This is a genomic window from Pseudomonas sp. Hz4 (assembly GCF_054898165.1).
This window is the reverse complement of sequence record NZ_CM142719.1, coordinates 4,089,597-4,105,063: the sequence shown is the minus strand read 5'-3', so window position 1 is coordinate 4,105,063 and position 15,467 is coordinate 4,089,597. Positions and strand designations below refer to the sequence as shown.

Below are 15,467 nucleotides of genomic sequence, written 5' to 3'. Positions count from 1 at the left end.
ACTTGGGTGATCCACGACACTGTCTGACCTGCGTGAAGCAATTATTTCGTTGTGGAGGCTGCCGTCATGGCCCACGAACTCTATACCCGTACCAACCAGAAGATTTACTTCGCCGGCCTGTCGCTGGAAGCGCTCGCCAGAGCCGAAGAGGGACATGCGATGAACTCCCTGGCGCTGATTCAGGCCGGACGCGAATCGGCGTTATTTCACTTGTACGGTGCGTTGCTGGGGCTGTGCCATGAAATCGCCGGTTTCTATCGCTTGCCTCAGGCCAATGCGCCTCGGGCCGAGCTGCTGCTGACTCGCGAAGTACTGGAAGCCATCGCGATTCCAGAAATGGCCGAGATGGTCGAGTTGGCCAACAATTCTGAAACCTGGCTGGCCAAACTGCTCGCGGCCCATGCTGCGCTGTTTCAACCGCCACGGGCGCCGCACAAACCCAAGGGTGACGTGACGCAACCGCTGATCCTGGCCGTTAACCTGGATGAAGAAGAGGCTCCGCAAGAGCTGAGCCGGGAAGAGCTGGAGAGCTGGCGTCAGAACCTCAAAGGCTTGGCGATTCGCTTTCGCGAAGGTCTGAACGAATGCTGAAGGATCGAGCGGAATAACGGATGACCCGGTGGGTTGTCCGCTCAGGGATGAGCGCTGTCGGAAATTTCTCTTTGTGGTGGCATCAGGTCAAGATCCCGAGCGAAGCCTGGCCGATGCCTATATAATCCCCGCCTTTCGTGGAGAACAGACCTTTATGCCAACGTCCTTTCTAGAAATTGTCGAGTTACCAGACGGTCGTATCGAGCTGCGCAGGGCCGAGGACGAGGGGTCTCTGGTTACCTTGGATTTCTCCGAGGATGCCAAAGTGTTCCTGCAAGGCCAGCACGTTGAGGTCGCAAAGGCGATGCTAAGCGTTGGCGTTCAGATGGCCGGGCGCCTGGTTGAAGGCGAATTCAATACAGATGAGGGATCACGGGTTCTTCATTGATCCCGCTCGTCGGTTTTTTGCTGGTATTGCTACAGATCGGCTTCTCTATCCTTGGAGAAGCCCCGCGCTGTTCAAAGCGCGTATTGTTTGTCAGTTAGCCCAATCGAATATTCAGACTTTGTGCGTCCCCGATCCGGGCGGCGCTGATCAACTGTTGCCGTGAAGTTGTGCTCAATGGGTTGAGCCAACTGACCACCGTGTGGCTGCGGCCCAGGCGCAAGGCCTCGCAGGTCAACTGCTGTGCGCTCTGAGCGCCACGTGGTTGCAGCAGCAGGATGCGTTCGCGGTTAAGGCCGGCGTCCCGCAACCAGGTCTGGGTGAGGCTGGCGGGCGGGGCGATCAGCGTCAACCAGCGCGCGTCCTGTTCCTGGCTCAGTTCCCTGAGGATCGGCGCAAGAAGGTTCAGGCAGTTCCCGGCTGCACCACGCAGCGACAGCTCACTGAAGACTTCGGGCTCGGCGCTCCAGGGTGACTCGACCACGTCTTTCAGGATCGGCGCCAACGGCTGCACCATGAAAGCCTCGAACAACGGCAGTTGGGCTTGCTGTGATGTGTGTGGGAACTGCATAAAGCCTCCTTTAGCGGCGAATGACGCCGACACTCAAGCCTTCGATCACCAGTTCCTGATCTTTCAGGTTCACTTCGATAGGGGGGAATTCAGGGTTTTCCGCAATCAACCAGACCTTGCTGCCATCGCGCTTGAAGCGCTTGACGGTCACTTCGTCGCCGATCCGCGCCACCACGATCTGGCCGTTGCGGGCTTCACGGGTGGTGTGCACTGCCAGCAGGTCACCGTCGAAAATGCCCACGTCCTTCATGCTCATGCCATGAACCCGCAGTAGATAATCGGCGCGAGGATGGAAGAACGCCGGGTTGATGTTGCAGGACTCTTCGATGTGTTGCTGGGCGAGGATCGGAGCACCGGCAGCCACTCGGCCAATAATCGGCAGGGTGGACTCGTCGGCCTTGGCTTCGAAGCCGGGAATGCGAATGCCACGGGAAGCGCCGGGCGTCATCTCGATCGCACCCTTGCGAGCCAGCGCCTTGAGGTGTTCTTCCGCGGCGTTGGGTGACTTGAAACCCAGTTCCTGAGCGATTTCCGCACGGGTTGGCGGGTAGCCGTTGTCTTCGAGGCAACGTTTGATGAAGGCCAGAATCTCTGCTTGGCGTGGCGTCAGCTTTAGCATATTGATCGCTCTGTCTTTTTATACAGTGACTGGGATTATATACAGTGAAACGGTCTTGGCAATGCCCCTTTTTTTGCCCGACCGCCAGACGGTCGATCAGCCTGCAGATTCACGCTCGGGAGTTGTATGGTTAAATAGCTGACCGACCATTCCCAAAACGAACCGGCAGGCTTGACAATGCACAGGCTGAAACGTATGTTTCAAACAAGTGTTTGTCAGGCGGAGTAGCCATGGCCCAGTCGGAAACCGTTGAACGCATTCTTGATGCTGCCGAGCAATTGTTCGCGGAAAAAGGTTTCGCTGAAACCTCATTGCGTCTGATCACCAGCAAGGCCGGTGTCAATCTGGCGGCGGTGAACTATCACTTCGGCTCGAAGAAGGCGCTGATTCAGGCCGTCTTCTCGCGCTTTCTTGGGCCGTTCTGCTTAAGCCTTGATAAAGAGCTGGAGCGGCGTCAGGCCAAGCCAGAGAACAAGCCGACACTTGAAGAACTGCTGGAAATCCTCGTCGAACAAGCCCTGGTGGTGCAACCACGCAGCGGTAACGATCTGTCGATTTTCATGCGTTTGCTGGGTCTGGCCTTCAGTCAGAGCCAAGGGCACTTGCGGCGTTATCTGGAAGACATGTACGGCAAGGTGTTCCGCCGCTACATGATGTTGGTCAACGAAGCTGCACCGCGTATTCCGCCGATTGAGCTGTTCTGGCGCGTGCACTTCATGCTCGGTGCCGCCGCGTTTAGCATGTCCGGTATCAAAGCCCTGCGCGCAATTGCCGAGACCGACTTTGGCGTCAACACCTCCATCGAGCAGGTCATGCGCCTGATGGTACCGTTCCTGGCTGCCGGCATGCGTGCCGAAACCGGCGTCACCGACACGGCCATGGCCACTGCGCAGCTGCGGCCGCGCAGCAAATCGACACAGGTTGCCGCCAAGGTTTAACCGCACACGGGTGGGCGCGGCAGCTGACATCCGCTAAGCTAGCCGCCCATGCCGACTCTCGTTCTGAACCTGTTCCCCATTTATGTCACCGACCTGCCGGGTACCGCCCGTGGCGGTGAATTCGTGCGAGCCGGTTTTATCGTTATCAAGGAATCTCTATGACTGCTGGCCTGCAAGGCTCGTTGATGGTGGACGTCGCCGGTACCTGGCTGACGGCTGAAGATCGCCAATTATTGCGCCAGCCTGAAGTAGGTGGCTTGATCATTTTTGCCCGCAACATCGAGCATCCCCGTCAGGTGCGCGAGCTGAGCGCCGCGATCCGTGCCATTCGTCCTGATCTGCTGCTGGCGGTGGACCAGGAGGGTGGCCGGGTGCAGCGCCTGCGCCAAGGCTTCGTGCGATTGCCAGCCATGCGCGCCATCGCTGACAACCTGAATGCCGAATACCTCGCTGAACAGTGCGGCTGGATCATGGCGACTGAAGTGCTGGCCGTCGGCCTCGACCTGAGCTTCGCTCCGGTACTGGACCTCGATTATCAGCGCAGTGCCGTGGTCGGCACCCGATCATTCGAAGGTGACCCCGAGCGCGCAGCATTGCTGGCCGGTGCATTTATTCGTGGCATGAACAGCGCCGGCATGGCCGCTACCGGCAAGCACTTCCCCGGTCACGGCTGGGCCGAGGCAGATTCCCACGTCGCCATCCCTAATGATGAGCGCAGCCTCGACGAGATCCGCGCCAACGACCTGGTGCCGTTTGCCAAATTGAGCAAGCAACTGGCCGCCGTCATGCCGGCTCACGTTATCTATCCGCAAGTCGATTCCCAACCCGCCGGCTTCTCCCGCCGCTGGTTGCAGGACATTCTGCGCGGCGAGCTGCAATTCGACGGCGTCATCTTCAGCGACGACCTGTCCATGGCCGGTGCCCACGTGGTCGGCGATGCTGCCAGCCGTATCGAAGCGGCGCTGTCGGCCGGTTGCAACATGGGCCTGGTGTGCAACGATCGCGCGGCCGCCGAATTGGCCCTGTGCGCCGCCCAGCGTCTGAAGGTAAAACCGTCCGAGCGCATCGCGCGGATGCGCGGACAGTCGTACGCCAACATCGAATACCGTCAGAACCCGCGCTGGCTCGCAGCGGTCGGCGCGCTCAAAGAAGCTCAACTGATCGAATAAGGACTTTTCGCTATGACGGTTTACGCGATTATCGGTGGCACCGGCCTGACTCAACTTGAAGGCCTGAGCATTCGCCAGTCACTGGCGGTGGACACTCCTTACGGCGCGCCTTCGGCGCAAGTGCAGATCGGCGAGTACGCCGGCAAAGAAGTGCTGTTCCTTGCGCGCCACGGTCATCCGCACCGTTTTCCGGCGCATCAGGTGAACTACCGCGCCAACCTCTGGGCGCTGAAGCAGGCCGGTGCCGAGGCGATTCTCGCAGTCAACGCCGTGGGCGGGATTCATCCCGTGATGGATACCGGATTTCTCTGCGTACCGGATCAGTTGATCGACTACACCAGTGGTCGCGAGCACACCTATTTCGCCGATAATCTCGAACAGGTCACCCACATCGATTTCAGCTATCCCTACAGCGAACCCCTGCGTCAGCAACTGATCGCGGCATTGGCGGCTGAAGGCGTTGGTTTTAGCAGTCAAGGCGTGTACGCCTGCACCCAGGGGCCGCGTCTGGAAACCGCAGCGGAAATCGCGAGACTAGAGCGCGACGGATGCGACATCGTCGGCATGACTGGGATGCCTGAAGCGGCATTGGCTCGCGAGCTGGAGCTGGAATACGCCTGTCTGGCGTTGGTGGTGAACCCGGCAGCGGGCAAATCCACGTCGGTGATCACCATGGCCGAGATCGAGCAAGCGTTGTATGACGGGATGGGCAAGGTGAAGTCGACGTTGGCGCGGGTATTGAAAAGCTGAGCTTGACGCTCCAGACTTCAGCAATTTGCATAAGCGTTGGATCTGATGCTGACAATAATTGAACAGCTCCATGAGCTACCGTGGGCGGATGAGTTCAGTCATCGTGCACTGGATAAAGCTCGCCGATACGCTGTGGAAAATCGGGTGCAGGTCCGCGAAATGGAGGACGTCGTCGTTCTCGCAACCTGCAAAGGTTCCCAGGGGAATATCTACGAGCAAACCATTGAACTCATCGAAGACTTTAACGGCGAGTTCGAACTGGTGTGCTGCTGTTCGTGCCCTGTAGTGGTCAATTGCAAGCACTGCGCGACCGTGCTTTATATGTTGCAAGAACTCCCCATGGACTCGTTCAAAAGCACTGCCCCAGTCCAGCTGAATCGCGACCTGGAGCGCTGGCTCAATGATGTTCCTCGCGACGTTGCAGATCGCGATGAGTCTGCCAAGAGCACCGGCACGTGCTGGGTATACAAACTCAGGGCAACGTCGACTGCAGGCAAATGGTTGCTGGAAATCTGCAAGGCTCGTCAACTCAAGGACGGCCGCTTGCAGGACATCAAACCTGTGTTCTCGCCGTCAGAAGCATTGATGCGAGAGCCTGGCTATCTATCCGAGCTTGACCTGCGAATCGCCAGGTTGCTGGTCGCGATCCACTCCTATCATTCTTTTTACAGCGGTTACCCCCTGCAAGGCAGCAGTGGGGCTGAAGTCCTCCAGTTGGCATTGAAAACTTCGCGGTTATTTCTCGACTTCGAACAATTGCAGCCCTTGACATTTGGAATGAGCAGGTCTGCGCAGTTTTCCTGGGCCGAGCAAGCCAGTGGCAGTTTCCGTCCTCAGTGGCATAGTGACGAAGCGCCTGAAGAAACGATTCTGGCGCTGGAACCTTTGTACTACCTGGACCGCCAACGGATGGAGGTTGGGCCGCTGCTCAGTGAGCTGGATGAGAAACTGGCGTGCCACCTGTCATTGGCCCCTGACATTCCGGCACGTCAGGCGATGCAGTTCAGCCATCGGATGAGTGCAGCGACTCGAGTCGTTTCTCCTCCGCACGCGTTGACCGAACGGGTTGTCGACGACGTTGAACCCCAAGCCCACCTGACACTTGCAAGCTATGTGCAAAGAAATCGACGCTGGCAGTATGAACACGAGCATCGCGCTGCGCTGGCCTTTACCTACGACGGGCATATGGCGGCAGACAAAAAATCCACGGAAATATTGATACTGTCCGGCACCGAAACCCAACGCATTCAACGTAAACCCGCCGCCGAAAAAGTCTTGCGTCAAGCCTTGCAAAAACAAGGCTTGAAAAAGACCACCCGTAAAAGTGATGCGTTACCCGACAGCGCAGGTGAAATGTTTGGTTTGCCGGATGACTCGGCGTGGCTGGCTTTTGTGCAGTCCGGTGTGCCGGTGCTCAGAGAGGCCAATTGGCAGATCCATATCAACGACGGTTTTCATTTCAATTTGCAGCCCGTAGAAGAATGGTATGCCGACGTCGAGGAGTCTCCGGGGCGTGAATGGTTCGATCTGCAGTTGGGCATCGTGGTCAACGGCGAGCGCCACAGTTTGCTACCAATTCTGCTGCAATTGATGCGCCGGCAACCGCAACTGTTGAACTTGGCAGAACTGGCGTTGCGTGACGATGACGAGCAAGTGCTGATCGATCTCAATAGTGGGCAGTTGGGTGCCAAGCCAGGCATAAAAGTTGCGCTGTCCCTAGGGCGGGTCAAGCCATTGATGGCGACGCTCGGCGAATTGTATATGGGTGTGAGCAGCGGCACTTCGTTGCGCTTGAACGCCCCTGATGCAGCGCGCTTGAGTGAATTGGAAGGGCTGCCGCTGGTCTGGCAGGGCGGCGAGCGGTTACGTAGTTTCGCGAAACGCTTGCGTGAATCGACTCAGCAAAACGTTGCTGTTCCGCAAGGCCTCAACGCCACACTACGGCCTTATCAGCATGAAGGCCTGAACTGGATGCAAACCCTTCGTGAGCTGGAGGTCGGCGGTATCCTCGGCGACGACATGGGCTTGGGCAAGACCCTGCAAACCCTGGCTCATCTGCTGTTGGAAAAGCAGGCGGGTCGACTCGATCGGCCGGCGCTCGCGGTGATGCCGACCAGCCTGATTCCCAATTGGCTAGACGAAGCGGCACGCTTCACTCCGCAGTTGAAAGTACTGGCACTGCATGGCGCCACTCGGCAAAAGGACTTCATCAACCTTGCCGAGTACGATCTGGTGCTGACCACCTATGCGTTGCTGCCGCGTGATCTTGAGGTTTTGCAACCACAGGTCTGGAGCGTGCTGATTCTCGATGAAGCGCAAAACATCAAAAATCCGCTCAGCAAGGCCGCTCAAGCTGCGCGGGATCTGGAAGCTCGGCAGCGTTTGTGCTTGTCCGGCACGCCGGTGGAAAATCACCTTGGCGAGTTGTGGTCACTGTTTCACTTCTTGTTACCCGGCTGGCTTGGCGACAGTAAAACCTTCAATCGTGACTACCGTACCCCGATCGAGAAGCACGGCAATATCGAACGGATGCAGCACCTGACGGCTCGGATAAAACCCTTTCTGCTACGTCGCAAGAAAGAACAGGTCGCCACCGAGCTGCCGCCTAAAACCGAGATTGTGCATTGGGTTGAACTCAGCGATGGGCAACGGGATGTCTATGAAACCGTGCGTGTGGCGATGGACAAGAAGGTGCGTGACGAAATTGCCCGAAGCGGCGTTGCGCGTAGCCAGATCATCATTCTCGATGCCTTGCTCAAGCTGCGTCAGGTGTGCTGCGATCTACGGCTGATCAAAATGCCCCTGACGGCGAAAGCCCTCCGTGCGGGCAGCGGCAAGTTGATCAGCCTGATGGAGATGCTCGAAGAGTTGCTCAGCGAAGGCCGCAAGATTTTGCTGTTCTCGCAGTTCACGTCGATGCTTGCATTGATTGAGGAAGAATTGCAGCGGCGAGGGATCGGTTATTCATTGTTGACGGGTGAAACGACGGATCGGCGCACGCCGGTAAAAGACTTTCAGGGCGGCAAGGTGCCGTTGTTCCTGATCAGCCTCAAGGCAGGCGGGACAGGACTGAACCTGACAGCGGCGGACACGGTGATCCACTTCGATCCTTGGTGGAACCCTGCCGTTGAAAACCAGGCGACGGACCGTGCTTATCGTATCGGTCAGGATAAGCCGGTGTTCGTCTACAAGATGATTGCGCGCGGCACGGTGGAAGAAAAAATACAGGCGCTGCAGCAAGAGAAGGCGGCGCTGGCCGGGGCGGTACTTGACGGTGGAACCACCGGCGGGTGGAAGCTTGAGCAGAGTGACATTGAAGCGCTATTTGCGCCATTGCCTGATTCCAAATCCTGATAAAGCGTGAATGCAGTGAGTCCGAGCTGACGCCATCGCGTGCAAGCCACGCTCCCACAGGATTGATGTCAACCCTGTGGGAGCGGCGGTGCGGCGATCCGACTTGCCCGCGATAGCAATTTTTCTGGCGCCGCCGATCTCAGCGTTTTTCCAACTTGTCCGGCAGCGGCGCAAACAACGCTTCAATATCATCACTCTGCAACTTCCAGTCCCCGGTCTTGCGCCCATCCAGCACGCTGGCCGCCAGGTCAGATTTTTCCTTCTGCAAGTGCTGAATCTTCTCTTCCACAGTGCCTCTGGCAATCATCTTGTAAACGAACACCGGCTTCTCCTGACCAATGCGATACGCCCGATCAGTCGCCTGATTTTCGGTCGCCGGATTCCACCACGGATCGTAGTGAATCACCGTGTCGGCTTCGGTCAGGTTCAGGCCAACGCCACCTGCCTTCAGGCTGATCAGAAAGATCTGACGCTTACCGCTTTGGAAGTCTTTTACCGGGGCGCGGCGGTCGCGGGTTTGCCCGGTCAGCAGTGCATAATCGACTCCGCGCTTTTTCAACTCATCTTCAATCAACGACAGCATCGAAGTGAACTGCGAGAACAGCAGAATCCGCCGACCTTCATCGAACAATTCCTCTAGCATTTCCATCAGGCTGTCGAGCTTGCCGGACGTGCTGCCGCGAGTGGGCAGGGCGGCATCATTGACCAGGCGCAAATCGCAGCACACCTGACGCAGTTTCAGCAGCGCCTCAAGAATGATGATCTGGCTGCGCGCCACGCCCTTGCGAGTGATCTCGTCGCGGACTTTCTTGTCCATGGCCAAGCGCATGGTTTCGTACACGTCGCGCTGGGCTTCGTTGAGCTCGACCCAATGGATGATTTCGGTTTTCGGCGGCAACTCGGTCGCCACCTGTTCCTTGGTTCGGCGCAGCAGGAATGGTTTTATCCGACCGTTGAGGTGCTGAAGTCGTACTTCGCTGGCGCGCTTTTCGATCGGCACACGGTAATCGCGGTTGAAGCTTTTCACATCGCCGAGCCAGCCGGGCAACAGGAAGTGAAACAGCGACCACAGCTCGCCCAAGTGGTTTTCCAGCGGTGTGCCGCTCAGGCACAGACGCTGACGGGCATTCAGCTCGCGGGCAGCGTGGGCGGCCTTGCTGTTGGGGTTCTTGATGTATTGCGCCTCATCCAGAACCAATATGTGCAAAGGCTGCGCGGCCAGGCGTTCGACGTCTTTGGGTAACAGTGCGTAGGTGGTCAGGATCAGGTCGTAATCGGCCAGATTGTCGAAATGCTTTTTGCGACTGGCACCGTACAGCGCCAACACTTTGAGTTGCGGTGTGAAGTGCGCCGCTTCGTCGAGCCAATTAGGGATCAGGCTGGTGGGCATCACCACCATGCACGGCCGATCGAGGCGTCCAGCGTTCTTCTCACTGAGAATGTGCGCCAGGGTCTGTAGGGTTTTGCCCAATCCCATGTCGTCCGCGAGGATCCCGCCGACTTCCAGTTGCCGCAACGACTGCATCCAGCTAAGCCCTTCCAGCTGATACGGGCGCAAGGTCGCGTTCAAGCCTTCCGGTGCGGTCGAGGTGAAGTCCTTGATGTCCCGCAGTCGCTGGGCAAAGGTGCGAATTTGCTCGCCACCTTCCCAGAGCAACGGCAGGTCTTCCAGCGGATTCAATCGTGTGGCATCGGCCTTGCTCAGGCGCAGCGCAGTTTCGCCGGGCCCTTGCAGGTAGAACTCGCCGAGGGTCGCCAGCACCGGTTTCAACCGACCAAAGGGCAGGGCGACTTGCAGCGGGCCGTACTCGGAGTTCGGGCGGTTGGGGATGTTCACCAGAATCAACTCGTCGTCGCGACGTCGGGCCAGGCGTTCCGGGTTTAGGATCTCGGTGTGGGAGCGCATCAGGTTCAACAGGATCGGCAACAGGCTCAGCCGTTCGCCGTTGACGATGATCCCCAGTTCCAAGTCGAACCAGTCGCGCTCCGGCGCCTGTTCGACGGTGGCGTACCAGTCGTCCACGGCCGTCAGGTCAAAACCGAAGTCTTCGTCGATCTGCAGCTCCCAGCCCTGAGTGCGCAACTTCGCCAGTTCATTGAGGGTGAAGGTCAGCCAGGCGCTGTCGTTGACCATCTCGAAGAGCTCGCCAGCACTTTCCGGCAAGGCCTTGCTTTGCCGGGTGGCGACTTTGAAGCCGAGGATTCGTAGCTGTTCCCGGTAGGTCTGTTCGACTTCCGGGTGACGTTTTATCCGCAGCGTCTGGGTTTCCTGACGAATCAGGATGTCGGCGTTCTTCTGCCCGCTAGCGTATTCATCCAGGTAGCTGAAGGACAGCGCTGCGCGATGCTGGATATAGCGCTGCATCTTGCCGTTGCGCGGTTCGAACGCGCTGAATTCAATGCTCGCCAGCCACAAGCGCGGCACCGGTTGCACGTTATCCACCAGCACTTGCGGCGGCGCTTTCGGGCTACGGTTTTCCAGTACGGCCTGAAGTTTTTCCAGCAGCTCGGCGTCTTGCGCCGCAGCGGGATAAGCGAGGGTTTCCTGTACTTTCAGTAGCACCGCCGCGCAGTGTTTGCAGTTGCTGTGGACCGGGCAGGTGCAAGTGGCGTCAATCATCAGCAAGGTGGCTTTGGCCGACTCGCGCAGATGAATGGTCTGACGGTAAACGTTACCGCCAGAGCCTTCGCAGGCGGCGATGATCGTGGCGTCGCCGGCCTCGACGATCCTGACGCGGTTCTCCAGCGCGTAGCGGCGGCCACGCTCCAGGCTCTGTTCCTTGAATCGGCTGACCCAGGAAGGTGCCAGGGGTTTGCTCAGGGTCGCAGGCATAAGGACTTCAATCAGTCCGGTATTTCAACAGCGTCTGGCCGAGGCGCAGGGGCGGTCAGGGACGTGATCTTGATCAGCAGGCCCAGGTGGCCGTTATCGAGGAAGTTCAGCAGGCCGTTCTTTGTGTGACTTTCCTGTTTCAGGCGTTCGCTGGCGGTGACCATGCCGTTGGCGTCGATCTGGTTGACCCAGAAGTCGGCGTCGACGTCGGTGAAACGCCCCAGTTTCAGGCTCAGCGTTCCCTCGATCGGGAATTGGCCGAACTGTTCTTTGCCCTCGCTGATCGCGACTTTGCTGGCTTCTTCGCCAAGGTTCTGTTGCCAGGCCTTGTGCAGCAACACCGTGTATTCATTGCTGGCGGTGAGTTTTTCCACTTCGCCACTGAGGCTCGGTGTGCGCAGGCTGTCGGGGCTGATGGGCTGAGCTCCGGCAGCCCAGTCTTCCGGCGCGGCGCGGCTGACGATCGCAGGCACGGTGTTTTGGCGCACCAGAATCATTTCAATCTGATACAGGTCATCGGCAAACGTCGTCGGCGCAACCAGGGTCATCAACAGGAATAGTGAGCGAAACAGGCGCATGCGGCGTCCTTCAAGCAGTTTTCGGAATGAGGTGCTCAAACAGCGCCTCTACAGTACTAAAGCGCTCTTCCGAACGCTCCATCGGCACCTGGAATTTAAACATCGTGGCGCCTTCGAATTTGTAACGTTTGGGCTGGCTCTGGATCAGCTTGATCAGCGTCAGCGGGTCAACTGGGGTTTGCGCCGCGAACTCGATTCGACCCCCTTGCGGGCCGCCGTCGACTTTCTTGATGCCCAGTAGCTCGGCCTGCAATTTCAGTGCGGTGATGCGCATCAAGTTCTTGGTCGGCTCCGGCAACAGGCCGAAACGATCGATCATCTCCACTTGCAGGTCCTTGAGGCCTTCCTCGTCGGTGGCCGAGGCGATGCGTTTGTAGAGAATCAGTCGAGCATGTACGTCTGGCAGGTAGTCCTCGGGAATCAACGCCGGTACTCGCAGATTGACTTCCGGGCCGCCACCAAGCGGTTGATCGAGGTTAGGTTGTTCGCCTTTGCGGATCGACTTCACCGCGCGCTCGAGCATTTCCATGTACAGCGTGAAACCGACGGCCTGAATCTGCCCGCTCTGACCATCGCCGAGCAATTCGCCGGCGCCACGGATTTCCAGGTCGTTGGTGGCGAGTACAAAGCCCGCGCCAAGGTCCTGTGTATTGGCGATCGCTTCCAGACGTTTTTCCGCATCGGGGGTGATCTGCTGACGCGGTGGCGTCAGCAAATAAGCGTAAGCCTGGTGGTGACTGCGACCGACTCGACCGCGCAATTGGTGCAGCTGCGCCAGGCCGAACTTGTCGGCGCGCTCGATGATGATGGTGTTGGCGCTCGGCACGTCGATGCCGGTCTCGATGATGGTCGAGGCGATCAGCACGTTGAAGCGCTTGTGGTAGAAGTCGCTCATCACCTGTTCGAGATCGCGTTCGCGCATCTGCCCGTGGCCAATGCCGATCCGCGCCTCCGGCACCAGTTCGGCAAGGTCGGCGGCGCACTTCTCGATGGTCTTCACGTCGTTGTGCAGGTAATAGACCTGACCTCCACGCAACAGCTCACGAAGCAAGGCCTCTTTGACCGTGCTCTTGTTTTGCTCCATGACGAACGTCCGTACCGACAGGCGACGGGCCGGCGGCGTGGCGATAATCGACAGGTCGCGCATGCCCGAGACCGCCATGTTCAGCGTGCGCGGAATCGGCGTGGCGGTCAGGGTGAGGATGTCGACTTCACTGCGCAGGGCCTTGAGCTGTTCCTTCTGACGGACACCGAAACGGTGCTCCTCGTCGATGATCACCAGACCCAGGTTTTTGATTTTTACGTCGTCTTGCAGCAACTTGTGCGTGCCGATGACGATGTCGATCTTGCCTTCGGCCAGATCCGCGACCGCAGCATTTATTTCTTTGGTCGACTTGAATCGGCTCATCACTTCCACGCTCACCGGCCAATCGGCGAAGCGGTCGCGAAAGCTGTTGTAGTGCTGCTGCGCGAGCAGGGTGGTCGGCACCAGAATCGCCACCTGACGACCGCCGTGTACCGCGATGAAGGCAGCGCGCATCGCCACTTCGGTCTTGCCGAAACCGACGTCGCCGCAGACCAGGCGGTCCATCGGTTTCGGCGCGAGCATGTCGGTGCGCACCGCTTCGATGGTGGTTTGCTGGTCCGGGGTTTCTTCGAACGGGAAACCGGCGCTAAAGGTCGCGTAATCGGCTTTCGGGTCGGCGAACGCATAACCTTCGCGAGCGGCGCGGCGGGCATAGATGTCGAGCAGCTCGGCGGCGACGTCACGCACTTGTTCGGCGGCTTTGCGTTTGGCTTTCTGCCAGGTCTCGGAGCCGAGACGGTGCAGTGGGGCGAGGGCATCGTCGCTGCCGGTGTAACGGGCGATCAGGTGCAGGTTGGCCACCGGCACGTAAAGCTTGGCGTTTTCGGCGTATTCAAGGGTCAGGAATTCGGCGGCCTGATTATCGATTTCCAGAATCGTCAGCCCGAGGTAACGCCCGACACCATGATCGATGTGCACTACCGGCGCGCCTTCGCGCAGCTCGGTGAGGTTTTTGATGACGGCATCGTTGTTGGCGTCGGCGCGTTTCTCGCGGCGACGGCGCTGCATCACGCGCTGACCGAACAACGGGCTTTCGGCGACCAGGGCCAGCGCCGGGTCGTCGAGCACCAGGCCTTCGTCGAGCGGCGCGATGGTGATCGCCAGGCGCTCTTTGCTCGCGACGAAGTCCGGCCAGCTGTCGACTGTTTTCGGTCGCAGCTTCAGGCGTTCCAACAACTCCAGCAACACTTCACGACGGCCCGCGGACTCGGCGGTAAACAGCACGCGACCGGGAAACTCGTCGAGAAAACCCGCCAGCGCCGCCAACGGTTGAGTCGCCTTGGCTTCAATGGCCAGGTTCGGCAGTTCTCGAGCAGGGAAGCGCTCGCGGCCGACGCCGGTTTCCACGTCCTGCTGACTGGCGACCACGCGCGGCCAATTCTTCAGGCGAGCGAAGCAATCTTCCACCGGCAGGAATAACTCGGCTGGCGGCAATAAAGGACGAGCCGGATCGACGCGGCGTTCTTCATAGCGATTGCGCACGTCGTTCCAGAAGTTTTCCGCCGCCTGCTCGATGCCCGGTAAGGAAAACACTTGCGTGTCCTGCGGCAGGTAATCGAACAACGTGGAGGTTTCATCGAAGAACAGCGGCAAGTAGTACTCGATACCGGCCGGTGTAATCCCGCTGCTCAAATCCTGAAAGATCGGGCAGCGACGAAAATCCACATCGAAACGCTCACGGAAGCGTGCCTTGAAGCGGGTGACCGCGTCCTTTTGCAGCGGAAATTCTCTCGCTGGCAGAAGACGAACGGTTTCAACCTTGTCGATGGAGCGCTGGTTTTCCGGATCGAATGTACGAAGGGTCTCGATCTCGTCGTCGAACAGGTCGATGCGAAAAGGTAATTTGCTGCCCATCGGGAACAGATCGATCAGCGAGCCGCGTACGGTAAATTCGCCGTGCTCGTAGACGGTATCGACGTAGCGATAGCCGCTGGCCTCAAGCCGGGTGCGCATTTGCTCGACATCGAGCTTCTGGCCGATGTCCAGCACCAGGCTGCTGCCGAGCAGGAATTTGGTCGGCGCCAGGCGATGCAGGGCCGTGGTGATCGGTACGACCAAAACGCCATGACTCAGCTCCGGCAATCGATACAGCGCTGAGATTCGCTGGGAAATAATGTCCTGGTGCGGCGAAAACAGATCGTAGGGCAGGGTTTCCCAGTCCGGGAAATGCAGCACCGGCAAATCCGGGGCGAAGAAACTCAGCTCCTGTTCCAGCCGTTCGGCACTTTGGCTGTCGGCGGTCAGTAGCAGGGTAAAGCGCTTGGCAGCGCTGGCAGCCTCGGCAATAGCCAGGCTCAGGGCGGCACCGGGCAGATTGCCCCAGTGCTGTTTACCTGCCGCGGCAGGGAGAAGCGGTAGACGCAGAACGGGCACGGAAGTTTGAGCTCCAAGCGTTGCGACAAAGTCGGTAATTGTAACGGCCCCGGGTGCCGCCTGTCAGTTGCAGACTGTGTCTATTACGTAGGTTGGGCGAAATGTAGTGGTAAACACAAAATCGGGCCGTTTTTTAGCAAAAACGACCGAATATGTAGTGGCAAAACGACCGAGTGTTACGGAGGGTTACAGACAATACAACATTGTCCCCAAAAAATT

At 58.6% G+C, this 15,467-nt stretch carries 11 protein-coding genes; 6 read left to right on the top strand and 5 right to left on the bottom strand.

The features are described 5' to 3' along the window. Nucleotides 1-66: 66 nt before the first annotated feature. Together ACYZTR_RS18745 and ACYZTR_RS18740 are read left to right on the top strand one after the other, a co-directional pair. Nucleotides 67-591 (top strand): DUF6586 family protein, encoded by a 525-nt coding sequence (locus tag ACYZTR_RS18745; protein ID WP_461973209.1) that lies wholly within the window; start codon nt 67-69, stop codon nt 589-591. A 154-nt stretch (nt 592-745) separates the two neighbouring features. Beyond that, nucleotides 746-979: a hypothetical protein gene (locus tag ACYZTR_RS18740; protein WP_285435759.1), complete on the top strand. Its 234-nt coding sequence runs from the start codon at nt 746-748 to the stop codon at nt 977-979. A gap of 94 nt (nt 980-1,073) precedes the next feature. Here the strand turns inward: ACYZTR_RS18740 and sulA are convergent, their stop codons facing one another. Then, nucleotides 1,074-1,547, bottom strand: coding sequence for an SOS-induced cell division inhibitor SulA (gene sulA, locus ACYZTR_RS18735; RefSeq protein ID WP_461973207.1), 474 nt, complete (start codon nt 1,545-1,547; stop codon nt 1,074-1,076). A gap of 10 nt (nt 1,548-1,557) precedes the next feature. Continuing rightward, the gene (lexA, locus tag ACYZTR_RS18730) at nt 1,558-2,166 is read right to left on the bottom strand and encodes a transcriptional repressor LexA (RefSeq protein ID WP_461973205.1); all 609 of its coding nucleotides are present in this window, start codon (nt 2,164-2,166) and stop codon (nt 1,558-1,560) included. Between the two features lie 230 nt (nt 2,167-2,396). On the opposite strand from lexA, the gene ACYZTR_RS18725 reads away from it, so the two are divergent. The 4 genes from ACYZTR_RS18725 to ACYZTR_RS18710 all read left to right on the top strand — a co-directional run bounded on the left by ACYZTR_RS18725 (nt 2,397) and on the right by ACYZTR_RS18710 (nt 8,377). Beyond that, nucleotides 2,397-3,104 carry a TetR/AcrR family transcriptional regulator gene (locus ACYZTR_RS18725; RefSeq protein ID WP_008028474.1) on the top strand — a complete coding sequence of 236 codons (708 nt, stop codon included), beginning with the start codon at nt 2,397-2,399 and terminating at the stop codon, nt 3,102-3,104. A 170-nt stretch (nt 3,105-3,274) separates the two neighbouring features. Further along, a complete protein-coding gene (gene nagZ, locus ACYZTR_RS18720) occupies nt 3,275-4,273 on the top strand; it encodes a beta-N-acetylhexosaminidase (RefSeq protein WP_461979792.1) in 999 nt (332 codons plus the stop codon). Between the two features lie 12 nt (nt 4,274-4,285). Next, nucleotides 4,286-5,023, top strand: coding sequence for an S-methyl-5'-thioinosine phosphorylase (locus tag ACYZTR_RS18715; RefSeq protein WP_461973203.1), 738 nt, complete (start codon nt 4,286-4,288; stop codon nt 5,021-5,023). 45 nt (nt 5,024-5,068) lie between these two features. After that, nucleotides 5,069-8,377, top strand: coding sequence for an SNF2-related protein (locus ACYZTR_RS18710; protein WP_461973201.1), 3,309 nt, complete (start codon nt 5,069-5,071; stop codon nt 8,375-8,377). 139 nt (nt 8,378-8,516) lie between these two features. Here ACYZTR_RS18710 and ACYZTR_RS18705 read toward each other — a convergent pair whose 3' ends face one another. The 3 genes from ACYZTR_RS18705 to mfd are packed head-to-tail and all read right to left on the bottom strand — an operon-like array spanning nt 8,517 to nt 15,248. Further along, the gene (locus ACYZTR_RS18705) at nt 8,517-11,210 is read right to left on the bottom strand and encodes a DEAD/DEAH box helicase (RefSeq protein WP_461973199.1); all 2,694 of its coding nucleotides are present in this window, start codon (nt 11,208-11,210) and stop codon (nt 8,517-8,519) included. An 11-nt stretch (nt 11,211-11,221) separates the two neighbouring features. Continuing rightward, on the bottom strand, nt 11,222-11,788 hold the full coding sequence (locus tag ACYZTR_RS18700) for a CsiV family protein (protein ID WP_461973197.1): 567 nt from the start codon (nt 11,786-11,788) through the stop codon (nt 11,222-11,224). Nucleotides 11,789-11,798: 10 nt separating this feature from the next. Continuing rightward, the gene (gene mfd, locus ACYZTR_RS18695; RefSeq protein WP_461973195.1) at nt 11,799-15,248 is read right to left on the bottom strand and encodes a transcription-repair coupling factor; all 3,450 of its coding nucleotides are present in this window, start codon (nt 15,246-15,248) and stop codon (nt 11,799-11,801) included. Nucleotides 15,249-15,467 lie beyond the last annotated feature (219 nt).